Source organism: Paenibacillus marinisediminis (assembly GCF_054343325.1).
In genome coordinates this window covers 337,326-360,106 of the sequence record NZ_JBTGUH010000004.1, presented here as the reverse complement: position 1 = coordinate 360,106, position 22,781 = coordinate 337,326, and the positions used below count along the sequence as shown (strand labels likewise).

The following is a 22,781-nucleotide window of genomic DNA, read 5'->3' as shown; positions in this document are numbered from 1 at the left end:
AAGGGGAAGTTGTAGCGGGGAAGCAGGATAATTAAATTTAGTACAGAAGGAGTAAATCGACTTGATTCAGATCCAATCCGATTGGCGAGCCGTATAAAGAATCGTCGGATGTATCTTCAATATGTTCTGGTTCAGATGGGGATATGGATTTCGCTGCTGAAGTCTTCTTCGAACGCTTGCCTTTTTTCTTCTTTGAAGAGTTAGGAGCACTTGATTCTTGCTGTACAGATTTCTTTTCTCCACCATTGAGAAACAATCTTCCGTTTTGGAACGCGCTCAAAGTTCCGTAATGTCTTGTACCATCCATCATGACGACGCAAACATCGTTTCCGAAACATTGTGAAATGTAATCTTCATGCAAGGGGATATTAATCATGGGAATACCTCCTTCTCAGAATATATCTGACAGCAGTGTATTCGCCGTGGGGCGGGAGTGTATAGTCAGAAACCTACTGTAGGACATTAAGGAAGGGCCTAAATTTTCATCAGGATGTAGCCGGCATAATACGTAGAGCTTGGAACCTATTGAAATGAATGGGGGAAGAAGACGTGATGCTGCAATGGAATAAGGGAGCATTATCAGCCGGCTTATGCCTGATCATGCTGGCATGTATCGGTGGATGGGCAACTGTGAATGGAACAAACCCTGCTGAGAGTGTTTATATGGAGAAGAAGCAAGAGGACTTGTCGGAGCATGTTAACATGCTCCGGGTACTAGCTGATCTGACGAAAGGAAGCAGGCTTCATACTCAAGTGATGCTGCAGGGGAATTTCCCTGCTGATGAAGAAGCTTGGAAGTCTGAGCGTGAACGCTGGTATGAAGCCGCTGCTATACATGTGCCGCTGCAAACCGTTCAGGAGCGTGGAAGAGAAGTATATCGAGCCTCCTATCGCATGTTAGGCCTGACGGCAGACGTCCTGCTCTTTCATGAGCGTACAGGACTCGGTTACTATGTCATAACGGTGAAAGGTCAGGAAGAAGGAGGGCTGCGCCAAGCCGCTGGAGAAGTGGAGAGACTGGAATCAGCTCTTTACGATGCTGGCTATGTGTCTAGCTGGAATGCTACCGTGCAGACCGAGGTTGATGCTGACCGCTTAGAGGCATGGAAACGAGTGGAGGCGGCTGTAAAGGAGTGGGGCCAGGCAGTACCGCTTGATCGCTATGAGGATGCTCGAACGATCAGCGTATCGTTTGATACAGACTATATGGGTGACGGGGTCATGCTGAGCGGGAAGCGGGCTAATTTGCAGGTGGCGGTTCATGAGAATACCGACTTGCATAAGACGCGGATCTCATTCGGCACACCCCTCATTGCGGGTGAATACTAGTATCCATTTTGACGGCAAAGATGGAAAGTCGCTCTGTTTTATGCTAAAATGTCATCAAATTCGAAATAAAGAAATGTGGTATATTACCGAAAACCTAGAGATGATGGAGAGAGATGACTGTTATGCAAAATCAAGATACCATACAGGCCGATGGTGCCATCTTTTTTATATTTGGCGCTACTGGTGATTTAGCGCGGCGTAAGCTATTCCCAGCGATCTATAGTTTATACCGTGAAGGAAAGCTCGGCGAACGTTTTGCTGTCATTGGTTTGGCGCGTCGTCCTCGGAATAACGATGAATTCCGTAATGATGTTCAAGCGTCGATTAATGAGTTCTGTCGTTATAAGATTCAAGATGATCATGAGTGGCATCAATTTGCGAAGCATTTTGAATATAAACCCCTCGACATCAATAATGTTGATGGATTCCGTGAGCTCAAGCTGCAAACGGAACAGATCGAAAGAGAGTTTAACATTCCTGGCAATCGATTGTTCTATATGGCGCTGGCTCCTGAACTGTTTGGCAGTGTATCACATAACTTGCGTGAGGGCGGCATGTTGGAAACACCAGGCTGGACTCGTCTAGTTATTGAGAAGCCATTCGGTTACGACTTGGAGTCTGCGAAGAAATTAAATAAAGAACTCCGTTCTGTATTTGATGAAGAGCAGATTTATCGTATTGACCATTATCTCGGTAAAGAGATGGTTCAGAATATTGAAGTGATTCGATTCGCGAATGCATTCTTCGAGCCTTTGTGGAACAATAAGCATATCGCGAACATCCAGATTTCATTATCGGAAACAGTAGGTGTAGAAGAACGCGGGGGCTACTACGATCAAGCGGGCGCTTTACGCGATATGGCACAGAACCATATGCTGCAGATGCTGACAATGATTGCGATGGAGCCGCCTAGCCGTCTGCACCCAGAAGATATTCGTGATGAGAAGGTAAAGGTGCTTCGTTCATTGCGTCAATTCCAGACCAAAGAGGAAGTATATGATCATGTAGTGCGTGGTCAATACGCAGCCGGCGCAGCTAATGGCAAAGAGCTTCCAGGCTACCGTGAAGAAGACAAGGTGAACCCGGCTTCTGTAACGGAAACGTACTTTGCGGCTCGCGTATTCGTGGATAATTTCCGCTGGGCAGGTGTTCCGTTCTACATTCGTACAGGCAAGCGTCTGCCAGTTAAGACGACAGAAGTGGTCGTTGAATTCAAGAACATGCCTTCTAATGTATATCTAGGACAGAAGCATAAGCTTGAACCGAATCTGCTCGTTATTCGAGTTAACCCTAGTGAAGGGATCTATGTGCGAATCAACGGCAAGACGCCAGGGTCAGAAGGCGGAATTCAACCACTTGCTATGGACTTCTGCCAGAGCTGTTTAATCGGTATCAATACTCCGGAAGCGTATGAACGCTTGATCTTTGATGCGGCGCGCGGTGATTCTACATACTTTACACGCTGGGATGAAGTATCGGCGGCTTGGTCATTCGTGGACAAGATCGCAGAGGTATGGCGTGATAGCAGTGAAGATCTGAATATGTACCCTGCTGGGTCATGGGGACCAGAGCGTGCGAACGAGCTGCTCGAGAAGGATGGATTCCATTGGTGGCCGGTAAACGGTCAAGAAGAGGATACTGTTGTTTGGAAATAAGCGTATGACGCAGTTCTGATCGTTCTATATGCTTGCTATATATGAGGCTGTTCCATAGTAGTGGAGCAGCCTCTTTATCATATGGGGTCAATCAGAGGGGCTTCGGATTGTCCATGTGAGGGTGTTATGACAGGAGTGAACATGTGATTCCTATAGTTGTGGTATACTGCTGATTAGATGGGATTGACATGCAATTGTGATGAGGAAGGATAGATGATGATGACACGTGTACGACTTTCGCAAAATAGCTCGGTATATCTAGAACATGCAAGACGCTTAGGTCATAGTGATAAACAACTGCTTGAGTGGATTGAACATAATGATATGACGACCCTTCAAGAAGCAGATGATGAGTACTTTCATTATGCGGATTGGGTCAGCTACGCGCAGGAACATGGCGAAGATCTAAAGAAGGCTGTTCAAGAAGGCTACCAGATGACATTTAACACGGTATACGGCTTAAAGAGATGGCTGAAAGAACGATTCAGCTTCACAGATGGTGAAGATTATACCTCAGACGAAGGACGTATGGATGGAATGCTGTTAAGCGACCCAGATATCACGTTATTGAAACAGACGGTTGCGAGCAACTGGGTAGTTGTTGAGAATGCGGCTGAAGGTGGTTCGGATAAGCAAGCTGTGTCGCTCGTGATGCGTGCTATATTCGACGCAAATACCCGTTTATGACGATCCTCAATTGTGTTACAATTGACCTTATGTGATTTTGAGATGAGAGGATTAATATCATGAGCAAATCGTTAACAGACCAATTAGTTGCAGAGGTCGATAAGCGCCGCACGTTCGCGATCATTTCTCACCCGGATGCTGGTAAGACGACGCTTACAGAGAAGCTGCTGTTATTCGGAGGAGCCATTCGACTTGCCGGATCGGTAAAGGCGAGAAAGGCTAGCAAGCACGCAACAAGTGACTGGATGGAAATTGAGAAGCAGCGGGGAATCTCCGTAACGTCTTCCGTGATGCAGTTTGATTATAACGGGCATCGCATTAATATTTTGGATACGCCAGGTCACCAAGACTTCAGTGAAGATACGTACCGGACGTTAACAGCGGCGGATGCTGCTGTCATGTTGATTGACGTAGCCAAGGGTGTTGAGGCGCAGACGATTAAGCTGTTCCAAGTATGCGCGAAGCGCGGCATTCCGATCTTTACGTTCATCAATAAGCTCGATCGAGAAGGTCGGAGTCCATTTGACCTGATGGAAGAGATCGAGCAAGTGCTCGGTATCCGTTCGGTGCCGATGAACTGGCCGATCGGTATGGGCCGAGAGCTGTGCGGCGTATACGACCGCATGAAGAATCAAGTGGAGCTCTTCCAAGGAGATGACCACTCGACGATCAAGGTACAGAAGGTAGAAGATTATCATGATCCGGAGATTCGCAAGATGGCGGGCGATTATTTGCACGATCAGCTGTGCGAAGAGCTTGAACTGCTGGATGTAGCCGGTGATGAGTTCGATTATGAAAAAGTAAAGCGCGGCGAGCTGACGCCAGTATTTTTCGGATCGGCGATCAACAACTTCGGGCTGCAGACTTTCCTGGAGAACTTCCTTCAGCTAGCTCCTAAACCAGCTTCACGTCAGGCGACGGAAGGTGTTATCGAGCCGACGGACGAGAAATTCTCAGGCTATGTGTTCAAGATTCAAGCGAATATGAATCCTGCCCACCGTGACCGCATCGCGTTCCTGCGTATATGCTCCGGGAAGTTTGAGCGCGGAATGAGTGTTCGACATGTACGTGCGGGCAAGGAAATTAAACTGGCACAGCCGCAGCAGTTTCTAGCGCAAGACCGTGATATCGTGGATGAGGCATTCCCAGGCGATATTATCGGCTTATTCGATCCAGGCATATTCCGTATCGGAGACAGCTTGAGCCAAGGGATGGAAGTGCACTTTGATGAATTGCCGACGTTCTCGCCAGAAATATTCGCGCGTGTAACCGTGAAGAATGCTCTTAAGCATAAGCAGTATCAGAAGGGTGTAGACCAGCTTACAGAGGAAGGTACGATTCAGGTATTCCACAATGCGGGTGTATTTGATGAAACGATTCTGGGTGTTGTTGGTCAGCTCCAATTCGAAGTGTTCGAACACCGCATGAAGGCGGAATACGGCGTTGATGTGCTGCTGCAGCGCTTGTCGTTCCAATTCGCACGCTGGGTTGTTGGTCCGGATATCGATCCTTCCAAGTTCCGTATCAACTCGCAGCTGGTGAAGGATAAGAACGGTAACTTCGTCGCACTGTTTGAAAATGAATATGCGATGCGCACTGCGATGGGGAAAATGCCGGAAGTGAAGTTTTTAGAGACAGCACCATAAGCCTATAGGCAACCAATCAATAGTTATTAATAATACAGCCGACTACGGCAGCCACTGCAATGATCAGGATAGAGACGTTGCGATGCTGCCGCAGTCGGTTTTGTTGCGTATGACAGGTCTCATATACATAGTTCAATATTTGATATTTAATTAATTCGGAAGAAACCATATCGATGGTATGGAATACTTATAAAGATGTGATGATGTGCTGCAAACCGTATCCGCCTCTATAAAAAAGAAAACCGTATCGCTGCTCGAAAAGTATTTTACAGGCGATTCCATTGATTACAAACAGATTATTGCCATCATCATGCCGCTGCTGGTGGACCAGGCCTTCATCATTATTATGAGCCTGCTTAATACCGCCATGATTAGCTCATCCGGTGTGGCTGCAGTTAGCGCAGTTAGTATGGTGGACTCGTTGAATATATTTTTGATCAATGTATTCATTGCTATTGCTACAGGCGGGACCGTCATCGTCGCACAGTACAAAGGCAGCGGTAATCAGAAAATGGTGTCTAATGCTGCTGCACAGGCGATATCAGCAGTTGCCGTAATATCTGTGATTATAAGTACGCTCGTCATTATCCTGCATACGCCTATATTGAACTTGCTGTTTGGTCAAGCGGATGGAGAAGTATTGGGATTGGCGAACATGTTTCTAATTGGCAGCTGTATATCGTATCCGTTTATTGCGATATTTCAAGCAGTGAGCGGGGTGCTCCGAGGCGTTGCAGATACGAAGGCATGTTTAGGGCTCTCGTTAATCTTGAATCTGACCTATCTGATCTTGAATATTGTGTTTATTACACTGTTGGATATGGGCGTGACCGGTCTTATCATTTCGATGCTGACGTCTCGATTGTTGGGCATGATCTGTGCTATCGTTTACCTGTTGAAGTACAATCATTCGCTTCGCTTTCAGATCAAAAACGCGCTCAAGATCGACAAGCAGCTCCAGAGGAAGATTATGTTTATCGGCATTCCGTTTGCTGCTGAACAAATGTTCTTCAACGGCGGCAAACTGTTAACGCAGACGTTCATCGTCCAACTGGGCACGATGGCGTTGACGGTTAATGCGATCGGGAATTCGATAACGCTGGTGTTCCAGATTGGCGCGAATGCGTTGAGCTTGGCCGTAATCACTGTAGTCGGTCAGTGTATCGGACAGCGAAATGTGAAGGATGCGAGGAAATTCATTAAGTCATTTTTGGGGCTGTCGTCGCTTTCGTTTGTAGCAGCTGGGGTTATACTGTTCCCGATGTTTCCGTTCATCGTGCGATTGTTCTCTCCGCCTGAAGAGATCATATCGACCATCTTCATCATTACGTTAATGACTGGACTTGCTCAGCCGTTTCTATGGTCCATCAGCTTTATTACGCCGTCAGCCCTGCGTGCTGCAGGGGACTCGAAATTTACCTCTATTGTATCCCTAATGACGATGTGGCTGTTTAGAGTTATTGTTGGGTATGTCTTAGGCATAACGTTAGGCTTCGGTATTATTGGCGTGTGGGTGGCTATGATTGCAGAATGGGCTGTGCGAGGATCGATCTTTCTGTACCGCTTCAAGGGTGACAAGTGGCATAAGCATCAATTAATATAATGGATCGATTGAACAATAGGTCAGACGCGGAGTTATGTGCTCCGCGTCTTTCTGTATGCTTCGATTATGAAGTGGGTGACTGTGCTTTTGCTGTAAGCTGCTTCTGTACCATTTCAATATATTGCTGTTGCTGTTCTGCATCGCTGTTCTTCCAGATCAGCTCGAATAATACACCCAGACCTGGAAGTGCAGCCTCTTCTCCATCGATAGAACCAACAATCATTTCACGTATGTCTTCATCGGATTTGTTAGATACTTTCTGTATGACGGCTTGTCGCAAATTAAGTAATACGCCCATTGTCAACCTCCTGCATCAGTAATCGCCTTTAGCGTCTCCAACTTAATTGCGATGCATGCACCGTGAATTAGGACAGTGAATATCGCTTGTGTTATAATAAATCTAATTATGTATTGGTAACGGGAGGGAGTTGGGACCATGGCCAAAAAGCAATATGCTATCATAGGGATGGGACGTTTCGGTTCCAGTATTGCCCGGAGCCTTAGTAAGCTAGGCTTCGAAGTACTGGCTATAGATTCAAGCGAACAACGAATTCAAGATGTTGCGAATATAGTTACACATGCCGTATCAGCTGATTGTACAGATGAAGATGCCTTGAAGGCGCTCGGTGTGCGCAATTTTGATGTAGTTGTGGTTGCGATTGGACAAGATATACAGGCAAGTATATTAACGACACTGATCCTCAAGGATCTAGGCGTACCGAAGATTGTAGCAAAAGCACAGAATGAGCTTCACGGTAAAGTATTAAGCAAGATCGGTGCAGATAAGGTTGTATTCCCTGAGCGGGATATGGGTACTCGTGTTGCACACAATCTGATATCTCCTAACATTTTGGATTATATTGAGCTATCGGAAAACCACAGTATCGTTGAGATGCGCGCAGCAGGTCCTATGGTCGGCAAGAGCTTGGTTGAGCTGGATATTCGCGCCAAATTCGGCTGTAACGTTATGGCGATCAAGAACAACGGCGATATCGATATCTCGCCGAAACCGAATAGTCCGCTAAGTGAAGGGGATATTCTCGTTATCGTTGGTCAGAATAACGATCTGAAGAAGATGGAGTTGGCGTATTCAATAGTATGAGTTATAAACCTTCAGTTATTACATCGGTTAACAATATACGAGTTAAGCAATGGGCTCAGCTGCAGGAGCGCAAGCATCGCAATCGCGAAGGGCGTTTTATCGCGGAAGGCGTTCACCTTGTGCAGGAAGCGCTTCGTTCAGGGGCAGGCGTAGAGTGCGTCGTGTTTCATGATGAGAAGGGTATTCCTGCTGAGCTAACGGATCTGCTTCACGCTTCGGATGAGATCGAATGGGTGGCAGTGACGGACGCTATTATTAAGAAATGCACGGAGACGGAGACACCTCAGCCGGTATTTGCTGTTGTGAAGAAGTCTTCCTCGAACTGGAGAAGCGTGTTCGAGGATCGCGGCGCCCTCGTGGTTGCTGTAGACGGTGTACAAGACCCGGGTAATCTAGGGACGATCATCCGTACAGCCGACGCGGTCGGAGCAACTGGCGTTGTGCTTGGCAAAGGCACAGTAGACGTGTATAACAGCAAGACCGTTCGCTCGACGATGGGCTCCTTATTCCACCTGCCTGTTGTGGAAGGCGATCTGAGCGAGCTGCTGGCTGAGGCGAAGCGTCACGGTGCTCGTGTCGTGAGCGCAAGCCTGCAAGCTGAAGATACGTGCTACAGCCATTCTTTCCGTGAACCGACCTGGCTCGTGGTCGGCAACGAAGGCCAAGGCGTGTCCGCCGAGATTCAGGCGCTCGTGGACGCATCGGTCATTATTCCGATGCGCGGACAAGCGGAGTCGCTGAATGTGGCAATGGCGACCTCGGTGCTGCTGTATGAGGCGATGAGGCAGCGGTATTATTCGAAGTAGAGTCGGGCTTAGACTGAAAACTAAATTATTGTCTTTGGACTTGCTATAGACTGGGAGATGATCGGGTAGTGCCCTGATCCTCTTCCAGTCTTATTATTTAGCATGATTAATCTAATTTCTCTACAAAATCTACAAGCTCTCTTAAATTATTTATTGTCCATTTGTCGCTGGATTTTCGGTTTCTATCAATTAAGAAAGACGTAAATCCTTGTTCCCTGGCTCCCGTCGCTTCAACTTCGTAATCGTCAACATATATACTTTCCTCAGCAGTTACACCTAGAGAATCTAAAGCAGCATTGAATATTTTAGGATGAGGTTTACCCACTCCAACAAGTGAACTTGCTGTAAATGATGAGAAGTACCGATGAATATTCGCCGTTCTTAATGTCATTTCGAGCGATGGAGGGCAATCACTAATAACCCCCATTTTATATCCTCTAGCTTTAAAATACTCCAAAGCCTCAATGGTTTCTTCAAATAACTCTTTCTTTAGATACCATAAATGCTGCATTAGATAATCTACACGTTCTGAAACATGTTCGGTTATTCCAAGCCTTTTAAACAATACTCTGTACCACTCGGTGAAAAACTTCAGTTCTTGCTCAACATTTTTATAGGGTGCAAAATCATGACCGCCATTCAAGACCTCATGAAAAACTTCCATAAACAGTTCATGAGAAAATAAAAAAGGAATACCGCTCCATTCAGACAGCTTGTCATCGCGAATTGCTTCCCATACAGGATCATTAAAGACCAACGTACCATCGCGGTCAAAGAAGATAGCTTTATACTTCAAAAGTTCTCCCCCTTATCAAATATGTATTGCTATGTAATCTTCCTCAAGTTTCCATGATTACACGATAATCCAAAATTATCTATGATATATAACTCGATAGGCGGTGGTTATTTAAATGGTGCAGCTACACCAATCTGCCATTTTGTAGAACAAAAAAGTGGAGCAACTGCTGTAGCTTATTGCTCCACTCTCGTTCCCGTTATCAACTATGAACTCTTTACTCGCTGCTTTTTTGCGGTTGTAAGAGGGCGTCGAAGGTTTCCTTATCTACCAACTGTGCGTTATCTTGGGCCTGTATGGTGTAAACCATACGTCCTGCATCACCAGGGAGCTTGAATACGACCTCAGTAGCGTGGAAGGGCTTCATGCTCTCCATGAGGTGCCACACCTTACTATAGATCTTGTAGAGCACATCATTTTCCTGGCTTGTGTAATTTTCGCTATCGATATCCAGTTCCAGCGAGTAATGGGTCAACTGGTCGTCGAAGCGTGAATTCAAACTCCATATGCCCACTTCTTTCTGCTCCAGGAAAGTGTAGAGCTTGTCGAATTGATAATCGAAACTCCTAGAAAGCAGATTTTTGATCTGTTTGAGTGTCTGTTCCTTCAGCTCCTTCTCGCTCAATAAGTCCGTACTAAAGCCGAAGGGATCGTGTTGATCCTCTTTCACGCCTTCCAAGGTAAACAAGTGGTCCACGAAAGAATTAGGGCTTACATCTTTCGGCAGCCGCGCGTCCTGGTAAATCATGTGCAGCTCATGGATCTTATGTGGCTGACCATCCTCAAAGAAAGCTTTTGCCTTACGGATCGTTTCATCCATATTAGCTATCGTGACCGGCACGTATTGGCTTGGCTTCTCTCGAAGCGCTTCATCAAAACTATACGGTTCGCCCACTTTCACCGCTCCCCAGTACAAGGAGATAAGGTCCTGTGGTCCGATGCCAAAATGCTTCTCCACCAGTTCCGGATAATGATAGAAATAACGGGTAGTCCGATAATCCTCTCCTAACCTTCCCCAGTATGGTAATCCACCGTCAGAGTTGGCACCGTTGTTCCGCTCGGCAATAAAGGTGGTGGTGGGCTCGTCCTTTGGAGCAACGACAAGCGTCTGGTAGCCGTCCTCGTTACGTTCTAGTCTGTCCGTCACGATAAATTCGACCCCATGCTGATCCTCCATTTCGCCCAGGATTTTACGTTCGTACACATACCCGCTCTTTGAGAAGAAGTATAAATAAATAATGACGACTATCAAAGCCATGATGCCCCAAAAAAACGAAGACCAAACCCAATTATTCCGTTTCTTGTTGTAGGCATTCACTTTCCTATCAATCCTTTCACTCTTAAATGTTCCCAATATGTTTTATACTTTCTGCATTGCCGCCTTAAAATTAATATACAAATAATTGTAAAAGAAGTTGTGCTAATTCGCTCATTTATTCATTGAGTTACTACAATCGAATCTCACAGCCGTCAAAAGGGCGGCCATTTTCAATTAAATGTACAGCCTTAGCAATTGCGCTTTTCTGAAATTCATTTAGCTTACTTTCATCTCCATCCCAGTTATGGAGCCACCAAAAGAAGGAGCAAATATTTCTGTAATCCATAAACATGGGAATCTGTTGAATCCAATAATGATCAAGGTGATTATGCTTAAAGTACCCTTCAAGGAAATCATTCAGAAATGTTAGAGCAAATTCATTTTTGGACTCTCGATCATCTTTCGGTGATCCCCACCAAACGGCATGTGTTGCCGCTATTGCAATATCCAGTGAGAACCAACCATAAATACTGTCATCAAAATCGAATAGAGTAATCCTATCCTCGTCGATATGGAAATTATAGAGATGTAAATCATTATGGATCAATCCATACGAATGTCCTTCGCGAGGAAGGGAATCGATTCTGTTTTCGAGGGTTCTTAATTTCTCGAGCAGTACTAAATAATTGCCATGTTGTAGATGTGGTTTTTCTATTTTCCATCTGCTCCAGTCATCTCTTTTTGCAACTCGATCTGAGGGTTTATAGCATTTAGAGAGCATGTGCATCCTCCCCATGATTTCTCCCCACTGCTTATATATAGCTGACCCCCACAGAAGTGGATCATTCTTATCAAAAAATCTCCCTGGTGCCCGAGTAAAGGCCGTTGCAATAACACACTTTTCATTCTCTTCATAAACAGCGGTTAATTGGTTATCAATAGTCTTTATTGGCAGTGATGCACGAACCCCGTTCTGTACTAAGTAGTACACCCAGTCAACTTCAGCCCTTATTTTTTCTGCATAGGCAAGAGGCTTTTCAGATAATCGTAAGATGAAGCTTTCATTATTCTTGGTAAAAAGATATACCTCATTGGTTGAGCTGCTAATAAACCGAAGTGTGTTGACATCAAATTCAAACGACTCTGCAGCTCTGGACAAAATCTCAGGAGTTACCATCTTAGAACCTCCACGTTCACTGTCTCCCGGCCGGGTACAAACCACTTTACCTGAAATCTCCAAAAAGTTATAGACTTATCTTTTTCTCTGAAATAAACTAATAATTGAGTGCAAGGTTATTTTTCCTTGGATAATACAACAAGTGGCTGCCGAACTTCTCGGCAGCCTTTCGTATATGTCTCCATTCTTTTCGGTGAAAACAAAGTAGTGGTTATATTACACTTTTTATTGGAAGGGTGATAGGTTTTGAATGAGATAAATCCCCGCCAGTTTATAAACACTGAAGCAGAACTTCGTTCACTACTAGGGTTTCCGAGTGAACTTGTCCAACACAAGGTAATATTCCAACTTGATCATAACTGTCGAGACTTTATTTCAAAATCACCATTTGTCATATTGTCAACTTCTGATTCTTTAGGTAATTGCGATGCTTCCCCTAGAGGAGATAAGCCTGGCTTCGTTCATGTAGTAGATCATAAACATTTAGTAATTCCCGAACGCCCTGGAAATAAAAGAATCGACACCTTGCGCAACATTATATCCAATCCACACATAGGTCTACTTTTCTTAATTCCTGGACTAGGTGAAACACTAAGAGTAAATGGCCGTGCGTTTATTACCAAAGATGAAGATCTGTTAAGTCCAATGGCAGTCAATAACCGTGTTCCTATTGTAGGTATTATTGTTGAAGTAGTGGAGTGTTACTTGCATTGTGCCAAAGCTTTTCACCGTTCGCAGCTATGGGAGTCGGATTCTTGGCTCAGTAAGGATAAGTTGCCATCTGCTCCAAAAATAATATCAGAACACGCAAAGCTTGAGGGTATGTCGGCTGATGTTATTGCTGATCGATTAGCGGAAGGATACAAAACGAGACTCTATTAGCGAACCTTATAGCAAAGAAGCGCTGAGCGAGGTTTAATCTGATGAGATCATTGAAAGAGAGGTAGTAACGATTAGTGAACATTATAATCGCACCGGACTCGTTTAAAGGAAGCTTGTCTGCTCAGAAAGCGGGCCTTGCCATTGAAAGAGGGATCAAACGATTTAATCCTGAAATCGTTACTGCCGTTAAACCGATGGCGGATGGCGGTGAAGGCACGATGGATTGCTTAGTTGCGGCCACAAATGGACGTTATGTCGCGGCAGTCGTGAAGAATCCGCTCGGAATAGACATCGAGTCGGGCTTTGGCATATTGGGGGACGGTATAACTTGCATCATTGAACTCGCGATGTCATCTGGTTTGTATCTGATTGATGAGGCTGAACGCAATCCCATGGCTACGACAACCTATGGATTCGGGCAGCTCATTCTAGCGGCTCTTGATCAAGGCTGCCGCAGGTTCATTCTTGGTCTGGGAGGCAGTGCGACGAATGACGGCGGAGCGGGCATGCTGCAAGCGCTTGGAGTCGAGCTTATTGATGAACACCATCAGCCAATAGGCTATGGCGGCGGGGAGCTTGGCAAGATCGCGTCGATTCGATTAGATCATATGGACAACCGCATTCTAGACAGTCAGTTTATCATCGCATGCGACGTCGATAATCCTCTCATCGGACCAAACGGCGCTTCAGCTGTATTCGGTCCGCAGAAGGGTGCGACCAGCAAGATGGTGCAGCAGTTGGATCACAATTTGAAGCATTTTGCAGACATGATTGAACAAGTGAACGGTATGGCGATACATCATATTTCGGGTACAGGCGCAGCTGGCGGGCTTGCCGGTGGAATACTGGCTTTTCTAAAAGGAGAATTAGAGTCGGGTGTGTCAATTGTCAGTCGATTGACCGGATTGGATGAAGCAGTGCGACATGCGGATCTAGTCATTACAGGAGAAGGCCGAGTGGATGGTCAGACACTGAGAGGCAAGACACCAGCAGGTGTAGCGCAGATCGCTAAACGGTATCACGTGCCTGTTATCGTGCTGACTGGCTCGATTGGTGAAGGATATGAAGGCTTGTATGAGCATGGTGTGCTGGCTGTCGTGAGTATGGTGAATCGACCTATGAAGCTGGAAGAAGCGATGGAAGCGGCAGAATTGCTGCTGGAACAGGCTGCTGAGCAGATCATTCGCATTTATTCACATTAGAAAGCTTTGAATAGTATTAGGTGAATTTAGAAATGAAGAACAGAGGGACAGGTGCTTGGATACCTGTCCCTCTTTGTGCTGCGAGGTGAAGTGTGACAAATGTCATAAAGCTGTCACACAGAAGAACTCGACCTAGCTCGAAAGAGTCATACGGGATATCTAGCAACAGGACTATAATGGAGATGATGGTAGATCTTGTACCAAGGGGGGTGAGGTACATCAGCACAACTGGACTCAAGCGGCAGAATCGACATCAGAGTGCTGCCCGTTTGTTCCTTCATATGATTATGTGCTTGAGTGTCATCATCGTATCAACAGCCATTTGGCTATGGAATAGCTCACTTGCAGGAGCTGAAGACGATGTGAACAGCAGGAATGCCAGTGAGGTGCAGATGCTGGTTGATGCTGCTAAGCAGGGTGAGACGGTTGTTATTCCAGCGGGGGTATACGAAGGTACATTAACGATCGATAAGCCGATCTTCCTGGTGGCGGAGGGAGAAGTTCTACTGCAGAACGAGACTGACAAGCCCGCGGTAACTATAACGGCAGACCGTGCTTCCATTCGTGGACTGAGCATAACTCAGAAGGCGGATCGAGAGATTCCAGCACTGCTGCTCACGGCCAATGAGGTGCTGCTGCAGGAACTGAATATCGAGACGAGCGGGTACGGAATCATGCTGCGTGATGCGGATCGTAACGAAATTACGGACACACGAATGAAGTGGGTAAACGCCAAGAAGGGCACGCGAGTGAAGATGTCGGATAAGCGCAATGGAATCGATCTGTACAATTCACATCACAATGTCATTTCGAATAATCAGATCTCTCGCTTAAATGATGGCATCTATCTGGAAAGAAGTAACGATACGGTTGTGAGCGGCAATATCATCGAATACTCGCGCTACGGTATTCATTGTATGTATACGGATCGCACGCATATTAACGACAATGAGGGTTCCTATAATATTACCGGCGCTATGGTGATGATCGCTCAAGAAGCTGAACTTTCGGGTAATACGTTTTATAAGCAGAACGAAAACGTCATGTCACAGGGGATATTGCTGTATGACGTGAAGGACAGTAAGATCCATGACAATCGCTTGGAAGGCAATCGAATCGGTATCTACATGGAACAGTCGAAGATGAACGAGTTATCCAGTAATGAAGTGCACAAGAACTTTGTCGGGATCCAGCTTATTTCATCTACTGACAACCGCCTGTATGCCAATCAATTTGTTACGAATGTGATTGATGCGGAAGCGATGGACAGCGATCAGAATGAGCTGTCTGGCAACTACTGGGACGCATTCAGCGGCATTGACACCGATGGCGACGGGTATAGCAACACAGCATATGCGATTAATCCATTCTTCAGCCGATTAACCGCAGACCAACCTGCCTATCAATTGTTCTTTCAATCACCGGGCATGCAATTTTTAGAGAGTATGTTTGCAGCAGATCAGGATAATTGGACTAGGGATGAGGCGCCGCTAATGAAGCCTGCCAATCCAATAGGACAAGCCGATGATCCTGCAAGTGGAAGATCGAGCAGCGATACGATGCTGGCTTCCATTAGTCTATGTCTGCTATTAGGTTCAATGATGATCATGTTCATATCGAGGAGGAAACGTTAATGAAGAAGAAAATGTTTATACTAGCTATGGTTCTAATCATAATCGGGGTCATGAATGGTTGTGGAAAAGAAAAATATGCAGCAGCAGCTATTCATGAAGAGACCGACAAGTGTACCGTATGCAGTATGCAGGTGAAGGATGATGCCTTCGCTGTACAGCTTACAACGACTGATGGCAAGACCATGAAGTTCGATGATATCGGCTGTATGCATAAATGGACGCAGGAGCACGGAGATGCGGCCATCGGCGCTGAGTATGTTCGTGATTATAACAGCAAGGATTGGGTACCATTCGCAAATGCTTCGTATGTATACGACGCATCCTTTAAAACACCAATGGCATATGGTATCTATTCTTTCAAGGATGAGGCGTCTGCACAAGCTTATGTGGAAGAGCATAAGGTCGGCAAATTGATGAAGGCAGAGGAGCTTAACTCTCACAGCTGGGAACGCAATAAGGACATGATGATGCACCACAAAGGCAAGGAATCTGGTCATGAGAAAGATGAGCACGATAAATCCGAAATGAAAGGCGATATGCACGGCGAAGATAAGCACGACGACGATAAGGACAAGAAATAAGATGGATGCTTTATATGTGGCGAATCGTGAAATAAAAATAGGATTCCGCAATCCATGGTCGTACTCGTTCATGGCGCTCTTCAGCCTATTCAGCCTATCCTTACTATTCATCAACGCACAGCAAACGATAGAGGGATATACGAATATAACAGGCACGATGCTTAACTTCATCCTATACCTATTGCCATTGATGACACTGCTGATTGGCTCATTCTCGTTAACAGCAGAGAAGGAGGAAGGAAGCTGGCAGCTGCTGTCAACCTATCCGATCAGCACGTTGTCGTTCATCCTCGGCAAATATGCGGGCCTGCTTGTCGTACTGTTGACGATTATCGCATTTGGCTACGGCTTAACAGGCATGGTGGGGGTTCTCTTTGGCAACGGCTTTGACACGGCCACATTCGTACAGTTTGCTGTATTCTCGACAGGCTTGGTCGTACTGTATCTTGCAATTGCATTAGGAATTGGAACATTGGCGGCTAATCGCTGGCAAGCGCTGACGATTGGCGTAGCAGTCTGGTTCTTCACCGTCATCGGGTGGCCGACACTGCTAATCGCTATCCTAGGAATCATACCTTATCTATGGATTAAGCCTGTTCTCATTGCGCTTACGTTCTTGAATCCAGCGGAGCTGGTTCGCATATTTGTCGTTGTAAAATTAGGCGGCGGTTCGATATTGGGTCCTGAATATTACAAATGGGTACAATGGATCTACGTTCCTGACGGCACGTTCTACTTTATCGTGATCAGCTTCATATGGGTTGCAATTGCAGTAGGCACCGCCTATTTCTTCTGGGAAAGGGGTCGTGCTCGTGGCTGAAGCCGTGCTTAAGCTTGAACATGTCAGCAAGCAGATTCGAAAAACGCCTATCATTCACGATGTGAACCTGTGTATTAACGAAGGAGAGATCATAGCGTTGTGCGGGGGCAATGGAGCGGGGAAGAGTACCATTTTGCGCATGATTACTGGTATTCTTCAGCCGACGCAAGGAGAGATTGCCGTAAACGGACTGCGTTGGAAAGGGAATCGCAAGTCTTACGCGGAGCAGATCGGGTACATGCCGGATGAGTATCTATTTGGCCAAGGCTTAAGCGCAAGAGAGACGCTGAGCTTCTGGGCAAGCTTAAGGAAAGTACCTGCGGAACGAGTGCAAGAAGTGCTGCAGGTGGTTGGTCTAAGCGAGGTTAAGTCCAAGCCGGTGTCTTCTTTCTCCAAAGGAATGAGACAGCGTCTGCTGTTTGCTCAAGCCTTGCTTTCCAAGCCTTCGCTGCTCGTTCTGGATGAGCCGACAAACGGCTTGGACCCGTATTGGATGAATTCCTTTGTTGATCTGGTACGTGCCGCCAAGAGTGAAGGCCATGCCATCATATTCTCAACACATCAGCTTCAGATTGCGAACGCGGTAGCAGACCGAGTTGTCTTTTTAAAAGAAGGGCGTATTGTCAATGAAGGAACGGTGGAGTCTTTCCGGCAGAAGGACGGAACATCGGGACTGGAGCAAGCTTTCGCTGACATGCTTGGATTCCGTTAATATATTGCACGTATGATTGAACGGGGCTGTCTCAAAATGGGAAAGCCCCTTGTTTTTTGGCTCACTAATGCGGTTGTGATGCCTGGAATGTAATTTTTTTGCAATACAGGCCTCGCGCGGACACACGAGCCGCTATTTGCAGCAAACACCACTAATTCGCCATACTAGCGGACAGTAGAGCCGTTATTTGACCCAAATAAGCAGTTTAGTGCTAGTTTTGAAGCAAATAGCGTCATCTGTGTCCGCAAGCTCTCAAAAAATACCCCGAAATCATGAAATAGCGGCCCCTGTGTCCGTTCAAGCCCGGGTCATACGGCCTTACTGTCACCGTATGTGCTATCGGATAAAAAGACCGCATATCCTGTCTCATCGACTAGATATGCGGTCTCTTACTGGTGTAGAAGCAAAGAAGGGTTGTCCCAAAAGACATGAGAAAAATGACTTTTGGGACAGCCCCGTTTCATTTTATAAGATCGTTTAGCGATGATTAAGCTCAAGTTGTAGGCAGACCATACTGTTCCTGTCCACTTGCGCATACATATACAAAGTACAGGCTGATTGAGATTGATGGGAATAGTAAAGGAGGTGAGCGTGTGCGATGGGGAAATGATTCCTTGCTCAGACGGCTTATGCAAGCCTTTACGGGTGTAAGAAGGCCGCGTCGTTGGGGAAGTGGCAGCAGCATTCGTCTGCCTGCGTGGAGACGCGCGCCCCGCGTGAAGCGGGTGAAGTGGCATTCATCATCTGCTGCGCGGCCGATCGTCTCAGGCGCGGGTTCAGCGCTTGAAAGCCGCAATTTTGCTGGCTGGAAGCAGCAAGTGCCTAAGCGTAAGCGCAAGCGAAGGCTGTGGCTGATTACGCTGCTGATCTTTATATTGTTGTCGGTGCAGATGTTTATATATGTAGATAGGCATCTTCGCGAACCGCTTATGCACTTAGCCAAGATTAGAATGAAGCAGATGGCAACACAAGCGATTAATAAAGCGATCAGCGAACAGATTACGAATGGCAGGTCGATGGATCAGTTAATTCAATGGAATAAAGATAATCAAGGAAAAGTATCCAGCTTTATTCTCAATTCGAATGAGCATATGCGAATTACGTCTGAGACCGTTACCGTCGTACAAGATGCGCTACATGCAATGGAAGAATTCAAGGATCATATCCCGCTGGGGCAGGTATTGGGAAGCGCGATTATCGCTTCTTTTGGTCCGCGGATTCCGATAAAGATGGAACCTCAGGGAGCAGTTAAGGTTGAACTGAGTACGAGAGCACGTGACGTTGCTATTAATATGGTGTTGGTGGAAGTCTATGTGAAAGTGGTGGAGGAAGTCGCTATCGTCATCCCGTTTGACTCTCAGCCTGAAATAGTCGAAACCGAGATTCCGATCTCGTACCTGCTTGTTGTAGGCGATGTACCTATGTACTACTACGATGGAGCGGGCAATCCAGTGGGAACGAACCGCGATCAGGCGCCTGCGATATCACTGCCTCCATTATCGAAAGACAAGGGGACAACGCAAAATAATCCTGGGGTAAGTGTTGCTCCTCAAGGAGAAACGCCTGTCATTAAGCCTGAGGGTACGACGGGTGAATCTAATCCAGTCGGAGAGAGTGAACAGGAGCATAGTCCTTAAGTTATGATCAGACAGTAATGTAGCGGAGAGGTATAAACGATTTGAACGTTTGTACCTCTCCGCTATTATCTGTTGGGGATTAATTGGACTTTTTATGCTGTGCCGCACGCAAATTGCGCTTCTCCTCATTTTCCCATTTCTTCAGCAACGGGTAGGGATCGAATGCATATTCCACTAATCCACGATCGCGATATACACCGAAATGAAGATGAGGAGGAAACTTGCCGGAGGTTCCAGGCTTACCATATCCCGAGCTGCCTACCCATCCGATAACTTGTCCAGGGGAGACGATATCGCCTTGGTTCAGCGTTTTGTTGTACCCCGATAGATGTGCGTAATAATGGTACAGATTGTTTATATCTCGAATGCCTATTCGCCAACCTCCATATCGGTTCCAGCCCTTCACCTCAACGATGCCGTAGCAGGTGCTTCTGACAGGCACGCCGTACGGTGCAAAGATGTCAGTTCCTTCGTGAATGCGGAATCCGCCGTAATGTCGACCCATCCCCCAGGTGCTCCGGTAAGAGTAAGTAGCATTGACAGGAAGCGGGAATGCACTCCCTTGCAATTGTATTTGATCAAAATGCTCATATAATCGTGAGAACTGCAGCACTCGCTGAACCGCGCGACTATTCTTGTAATAATTCCACAAGCCAACAGCGAAGTCATCCTCATGAATTCCATACGATCCGATAAATGCTGAAACGCTGTATAGAAGATCAATATCATTGTTGCGATCAGCAAGAGCATCGCCTGAGCCATCCTTGCCTAATCCGTGGAACATCGAGATGGACTTTGGATTCTGATCTTCTGGGTCAGGGTTGAGCATTCCAGTCCATGTGGGCTGCTCAACGTACACGCCGATTACACGATCAGGATGCTCGCGCTTCTTCGGATTGGCCTTCGTCAAGGTGCGCTCATATTGGTCCACAGCAGCGAGCCGATACCAGGGGATGCCTGTCAGAGCGCTTAGCTTATCATAAATATATCTCCGCTGTTTATATGGATTATCGCCTGATGCCGCTTCTGGCGGTTTATGCTCAGTCGACTCGGATGTTGCGGGGGCTGGATCTGCATACGCATTAGTTGCGGAAAGGTTGGTGGTTCCCCAAATGACACTGCTTATTGTCAAGAGGATCACGAATCGTCTCATGTTCTTACCTTCCTTCACAAGTGACAGAATAGTTATGCTTAGGATGTACGGATATAACGAACTTATCCAAAGTAATCAAACGGATCGCAATTCGATGATTTCGAAAGATTCTGTCTCCATATAACGGCATTATGTCTATTGAAAAGTGGGTAAAAATTGGACAATAAATTGATTGAATAATTAAAATATGCTAAGCTCAATCATAGTTTAAGTTACTTGGTGAGGGCTCTTGCTGTGTATCCAAGTAATATTGTGCAAGAGACGAAGACGATATCAGCAAGGGTCGAGGTTAAGTGATATAAGAAGGTAGGTTGCCCACTAATGAAAACGAAATTGCAAAAACCCGACTGGATTCGCATTAAACTGACTACAGATGAGAACTACTCCGAGATAAAGGATATGATGCGCGCTAAAACGCTTCATACAGTCTGTGAAGAAGCGCGTTGTCCGAATATATATGAATGCTGGGCTAATCGCACAGCGACATTTATGATTTTGGGAGACATTTGCACGCGGGCGTGCCGTTTTTGCGCAGTTAACACTGGAATGCCGACTGAACTCGATTTGCAGGAACCAGAACGTGTAGCGGAAGCTGCTGAACGCATGGGATTGCGTCATTGTGTCGTAACCTCTGTTGCACGAGATGATTTGAAGGATGGCGGAGCTTCTATCTTTGCTGGATCGATTGCAGCGATTCGCCGTCGTATGCCGTTTTGCTCCGTAGAAGTACTGATTCCTGACTTCATGGGCAATTGGGACGCACTTAAGGTTGTCATGGATGCTAAACCAGACATCTTGAACCATAATGTCGAGACGGTAGAGCGCCTGTCAGACCGAGTGCGGGCTAAGGCGAAGTATGAACGTACATTAGAACTGCTGCGTCAAGCTAAGCTTATGCAGCCTAACATTCCTACGAAGTCAAGCATTATGCTGGGCGTTGGCGAGGAATGGGATGAAATATTAAAAACGATGGACGATTTGCGCGCGGTCGATGTTGATATATTGACAATCGGACAGTACTTGCAGCCTACGTCCAAGCATTTAAACGTGGAACATTACTATACCCCGGAACAATTCGAGATCCTGAAGGAAGAAGGACTCAAGCGTGGATTTAGCCATGTGGAATCGGGTCCATTGGTACGCAGCTCGTATCATGCTCATGAACAGGTGAAATCAGCACATGAGAACAAGACTGCTCAAGTTTAGACTAACTGCAATCAGTTAGATGTAAACATGCTAAGCTGTGAATGGGCGGAATAGGATGGTCCGTTGGGGGCGGAAGAGACGGGAAGGAGGAAATAGGACAGTGATTCATATTGGTGGTAAAACGTATGAGATCGTGAAAGAGCATCGGACCGCATGGAATCCGGAAATGTTTCGTGACCGTTATAGTGAAGTGCTGGATCGGTACGATTATATTGTTGGAGACTGGGGATACAATCAATTGCGATTGAAGGGCTTCTTCAAGGATAATCATCCCAAGAGCACGAAGGATACAACGATGTTTGGGATCATGGACTATATTAATGAATATTGCAATTTCGGCTGTGCTTATTTCATCTTGGAGAAAAAGCCTTCTAAGGACGGACGTGGACGCACGATAGAATCTTGGGAGTCAGATGCGGAGATGGAAGGCGCTGCTGCAGCCGAGGACGTGACTGACGGCGCAGATATGCAGCAGGGCATATCGTTATCACCGCGCCTTGCAGAGGCTGACGATAAGCAGGATGCTTCAGAAGCGGGCTCAGACGAGCCGATCTCGCGTGCGGAACGTTATAGACGTATAGAGCGTCAATTCCGCACAGAGCGCAGCGATAAGCAGGAGCGAAACGGGCGTCCGGTTCGGCAGGATAGACAAGCTCGCGGGGAGCAGGACCGTGGACCACGATCAGAACGAAACGAGAAGCCGGATCGTGCGGAACGTAATGACCGTGCTGAACGCGGTGATCGTGGAGACCGCAATAAGTCGAACCGTCAGCAGCGCAACCGCTTCAAGACCAGCAAACAAGGCGGACAGCAATCAGGCGGTAAACCGCAGACCGGAAGCGGGCGTGACAGTGAAATGCAACGAGCTACAGAAAGTGTACGCTCATAATAAGAG

General features: G+C 46.4%; 22 protein-coding genes. 16 read left to right on the top strand and 6 right to left on the bottom strand.

The window, feature by feature from the left end; all coding sequences use genetic code 11:
* Positions 1-37: 37 nt before the first annotated feature.
* On the bottom strand, positions 38-376 hold the full coding sequence (locus tag ACXX53_RS12835; RefSeq protein WP_458569039.1) for a hypothetical protein: 339 nt from the start codon (positions 374-376) through the stop codon (positions 38-40).
* A gap of 158 nt (positions 377-534) precedes the next feature.
* Between ACXX53_RS12835 and ACXX53_RS12830 the strand changes: the two genes are divergently transcribed.
* The 5 genes from ACXX53_RS12830 to ACXX53_RS12810 all read left to right on the top strand — a co-directional run bounded on the left by ACXX53_RS12830 (position 535) and on the right by ACXX53_RS12810 (position 6,920).
* The gene (locus ACXX53_RS12830; protein WP_458569038.1) at positions 535-1,329 is read left to right on the top strand and encodes a YwmB family TATA-box binding protein; all 795 of its coding nucleotides are present in this window, start codon (positions 535-537) and stop codon (positions 1,327-1,329) included.
* A 113-nt stretch (positions 1,330-1,442) separates the two neighbouring features.
* A complete protein-coding gene (zwf, locus tag ACXX53_RS12825; protein ID WP_458569037.1) occupies positions 1,443-2,984 on the top strand; it encodes a glucose-6-phosphate dehydrogenase in 1,542 nt (513 codons plus the stop codon).
* Between the two features lie 213 nt (positions 2,985-3,197).
* Positions 3,198-3,671 carry a hypothetical protein gene (locus ACXX53_RS12820; protein WP_458569036.1) on the top strand — a complete coding sequence of 158 codons (474 nt, stop codon included), beginning with the start codon at positions 3,198-3,200 and terminating at the stop codon, positions 3,669-3,671.
* A gap of 59 nt (positions 3,672-3,730) precedes the next feature.
* Entirely contained in the window at positions 3,731-5,317 is a 1,587-nt protein-coding gene (locus ACXX53_RS12815) for a peptide chain release factor 3 (RefSeq protein WP_458569035.1), read from the top strand.
* A gap of 208 nt (positions 5,318-5,525) precedes the next feature.
* Positions 5,526-6,920 carry an MATE family efflux transporter gene (locus tag ACXX53_RS12810; protein ID WP_458569070.1) on the top strand — a complete coding sequence of 465 codons (1,395 nt, stop codon included), beginning with the start codon at positions 5,526-5,528 and terminating at the stop codon, positions 6,918-6,920.
* A gap of 64 nt (positions 6,921-6,984) precedes the next feature.
* On the opposite strand, the gene sspI is transcribed toward ACXX53_RS12810, so the two are convergent.
* The gene (sspI, locus tag ACXX53_RS12805; RefSeq protein WP_458569034.1) at positions 6,985-7,218 is read right to left on the bottom strand and encodes a small acid-soluble spore protein SspI; all 234 of its coding nucleotides are present in this window, start codon (positions 7,216-7,218) and stop codon (positions 6,985-6,987) included.
* 138 nt (positions 7,219-7,356) lie between these two features.
* On the opposite strand from sspI, the gene ACXX53_RS12800 reads away from it, so the two are divergent.
* Entirely contained in the window at positions 7,357-8,022 is a 666-nt protein-coding gene (locus ACXX53_RS12800; RefSeq protein WP_458569033.1) for a potassium channel family protein, read from the top strand.
* Positions 8,019-8,828 (top strand): TrmH family RNA methyltransferase, encoded by an 810-nt coding sequence (locus ACXX53_RS12795; RefSeq protein ID WP_458569032.1) that lies wholly within the window; start codon positions 8,019-8,021, stop codon positions 8,826-8,828. Before ACXX53_RS12800 ends, ACXX53_RS12795 begins: the two co-directional genes overlap by 4 nt.
* Before the next feature lie 106 nt (positions 8,829-8,934).
* Here the strand turns inward: ACXX53_RS12795 and ACXX53_RS12790 are convergent, their stop codons facing one another.
* The 3 genes from ACXX53_RS12790 to ACXX53_RS12780 all read right to left on the bottom strand — a co-directional run bounded on the left by ACXX53_RS12790 (position 8,935) and on the right by ACXX53_RS12780 (position 12,059).
* Positions 8,935-9,624 carry an HAD family hydrolase gene (locus ACXX53_RS12790; protein WP_458569031.1) on the bottom strand — a complete coding sequence of 230 codons (690 nt, stop codon included), beginning with the start codon at positions 9,622-9,624 and terminating at the stop codon, positions 8,935-8,937.
* Positions 9,625-9,841: 217 nt separating this feature from the next.
* Positions 9,842-10,978: a hypothetical protein gene (locus ACXX53_RS12785; protein WP_458569030.1), complete on the bottom strand. Its 1,137-nt coding sequence runs from the start codon at positions 10,976-10,978 to the stop codon at positions 9,842-9,844.
* Between the two features lie 94 nt (positions 10,979-11,072).
* Entirely contained in the window at positions 11,073-12,059 is a 987-nt protein-coding gene (locus tag ACXX53_RS12780; protein ID WP_458569029.1) for a phosphotransferase enzyme family protein, read from the bottom strand.
* A 255-nt stretch (positions 12,060-12,314) separates the two neighbouring features.
* Between ACXX53_RS12780 and ACXX53_RS12775 the strand changes: the two genes are divergently transcribed.
* The 7 genes from ACXX53_RS12775 (at position 12,315) to yunB (ending at position 19,527) form a co-directional block, all read left to right on the top strand.
* Positions 12,315-12,941, top strand: coding sequence for a pyridoxamine 5'-phosphate oxidase family protein (locus tag ACXX53_RS12775; protein WP_458569069.1), 627 nt, complete (start codon positions 12,315-12,317; stop codon positions 12,939-12,941).
* Between the two features lie 74 nt (positions 12,942-13,015).
* A complete protein-coding gene (locus tag ACXX53_RS12770) occupies positions 13,016-14,143 on the top strand; it encodes a glycerate kinase family protein (RefSeq protein ID WP_458569028.1) in 1,128 nt (375 codons plus the stop codon).
* Between the two features lie 176 nt (positions 14,144-14,319).
* Positions 14,320-15,777, top strand: a complete 1,458-nt coding sequence (locus tag ACXX53_RS12765; protein ID WP_458569027.1) for a right-handed parallel beta-helix repeat-containing protein — start codon at positions 14,320-14,322, stop codon at positions 15,775-15,777.
* The gene (locus ACXX53_RS12760) at positions 15,777-16,358 is read left to right on the top strand and encodes a nitrous oxide reductase accessory protein NosL (RefSeq protein WP_458569026.1); all 582 of its coding nucleotides are present in this window, start codon (positions 15,777-15,779) and stop codon (positions 16,356-16,358) included. Before ACXX53_RS12765 ends, ACXX53_RS12760 begins: the two co-directional genes overlap by 1 nt.
* A 1-nt stretch (position 16,359) precedes the next feature.
* Positions 16,360-17,178: an ABC transporter permease gene (locus ACXX53_RS12755; protein WP_458569025.1), complete on the top strand. Its 819-nt coding sequence runs from the start codon at positions 16,360-16,362 to the stop codon at positions 17,176-17,178.
* Positions 17,171-17,890, top strand: coding sequence for an ABC transporter ATP-binding protein (locus ACXX53_RS12750; protein ID WP_458569024.1), 720 nt, complete (start codon positions 17,171-17,173; stop codon positions 17,888-17,890). Before ACXX53_RS12755 ends, ACXX53_RS12750 begins: the two co-directional genes overlap by 8 nt.
* 593 nt (positions 17,891-18,483) lie before the next feature.
* Complete coding sequence (gene yunB / locus ACXX53_RS12745; RefSeq protein ID WP_458569023.1) at positions 18,484-19,527, top strand: sporulation protein YunB; 1,044 nt, start codon at positions 18,484-18,486, stop codon at positions 19,525-19,527.
* Positions 19,528-19,606: 79 nt separating this feature from the next.
* Here the strand turns inward: yunB and ACXX53_RS12740 are convergent, their stop codons facing one another.
* Positions 19,607-20,680: a M23 family metallopeptidase gene (locus tag ACXX53_RS12740; RefSeq protein ID WP_458569022.1), complete on the bottom strand. Its 1,074-nt coding sequence runs from the start codon at positions 20,678-20,680 to the stop codon at positions 19,607-19,609.
* 321 nt (positions 20,681-21,001) lie between these two features.
* On the opposite strand from ACXX53_RS12740, the gene lipA reads away from it, so the two are divergent.
* Together lipA and ACXX53_RS12730 are read left to right on the top strand one after the other, a co-directional pair.
* Positions 21,002-21,886 (top strand): lipoyl synthase, encoded by an 885-nt coding sequence (gene lipA, locus ACXX53_RS12735; RefSeq protein WP_458569021.1) that lies wholly within the window; start codon positions 21,002-21,004, stop codon positions 21,884-21,886.
* Positions 21,887-21,986: 100 nt separating this feature from the next.
* Positions 21,987-22,775, top strand: coding sequence for a YutD-like domain-containing protein (locus ACXX53_RS12730; RefSeq protein WP_458569020.1), 789 nt, complete (start codon positions 21,987-21,989; stop codon positions 22,773-22,775).
* Positions 22,776-22,781: the final 6 nt, after the last annotated feature.

What these genes read in the sequence shown, in the direction of transcription:
- ACXX53_RS12835 (WP_458569039.1), bottom strand. Translation starts at nt 376, where the DNA reads ATGATTAATATCCCCTTGCATGAAGATTACATTTCACAATGTTTCGGA.
- ACXX53_RS12830 (WP_458569038.1), top strand. Translation starts at nt 535, where the DNA reads ATGGGGGAAGAAGACGTGATGCTGCAATGGAATAAGGGAGCATTATCA.
- zwf (WP_458569037.1), top strand. Translation starts at nt 1,443, where the DNA reads ATGACTGTTATGCAAAATCAAGATACCATACAGGCCGATGGTGCCATC.
- ACXX53_RS12820 (WP_458569036.1), top strand. Translation starts at nt 3,198, where the DNA reads ATGATGATGACACGTGTACGACTTTCGCAAAATAGCTCGGTATATCTA.
- ACXX53_RS12815 (WP_458569035.1), top strand. Translation starts at nt 3,731, where the DNA reads ATGAGCAAATCGTTAACAGACCAATTAGTTGCAGAGGTCGATAAGCGC.
- sspI (WP_458569034.1), bottom strand. Translation starts at nt 7,218, where the DNA reads ATGGGCGTATTACTTAATTTGCGACAAGCCGTCATACAGAAAGTATCT.
- ACXX53_RS12800 (WP_458569033.1), top strand. Translation starts at nt 7,357, where the DNA reads ATGGCCAAAAAGCAATATGCTATCATAGGGATGGGACGTTTCGGTTCC.
- ACXX53_RS12795 (WP_458569032.1), top strand. Translation starts at nt 8,019, where the DNA reads ATGAGTTATAAACCTTCAGTTATTACATCGGTTAACAATATACGAGTT.
- ACXX53_RS12780 (WP_458569029.1), bottom strand. Translation starts at nt 12,059, where the DNA reads ATGGTAACTCCTGAGATTTTGTCCAGAGCTGCAGAGTCGTTTGAATTT.
- ACXX53_RS12765 (WP_458569027.1), top strand. Translation starts at nt 14,320, where the DNA reads ATGGAGATGATGGTAGATCTTGTACCAAGGGGGGTGAGGTACATCAGC.
- ACXX53_RS12760 (WP_458569026.1), top strand. Translation starts at nt 15,777, where the DNA reads ATGAAGAAGAAAATGTTTATACTAGCTATGGTTCTAATCATAATCGGG.
- ACXX53_RS12755 (WP_458569025.1), top strand. Translation starts at nt 16,360, where the DNA reads ATGGATGCTTTATATGTGGCGAATCGTGAAATAAAAATAGGATTCCGC.
- ACXX53_RS12740 (WP_458569022.1), bottom strand. Translation starts at nt 20,680, where the DNA reads ATGAGACGATTCGTGATCCTCTTGACAATAAGCAGTGTCATTTGGGGA.
- lipA (WP_458569021.1), top strand. Translation starts at nt 21,002, where the DNA reads ATGAAAACGAAATTGCAAAAACCCGACTGGATTCGCATTAAACTGACT.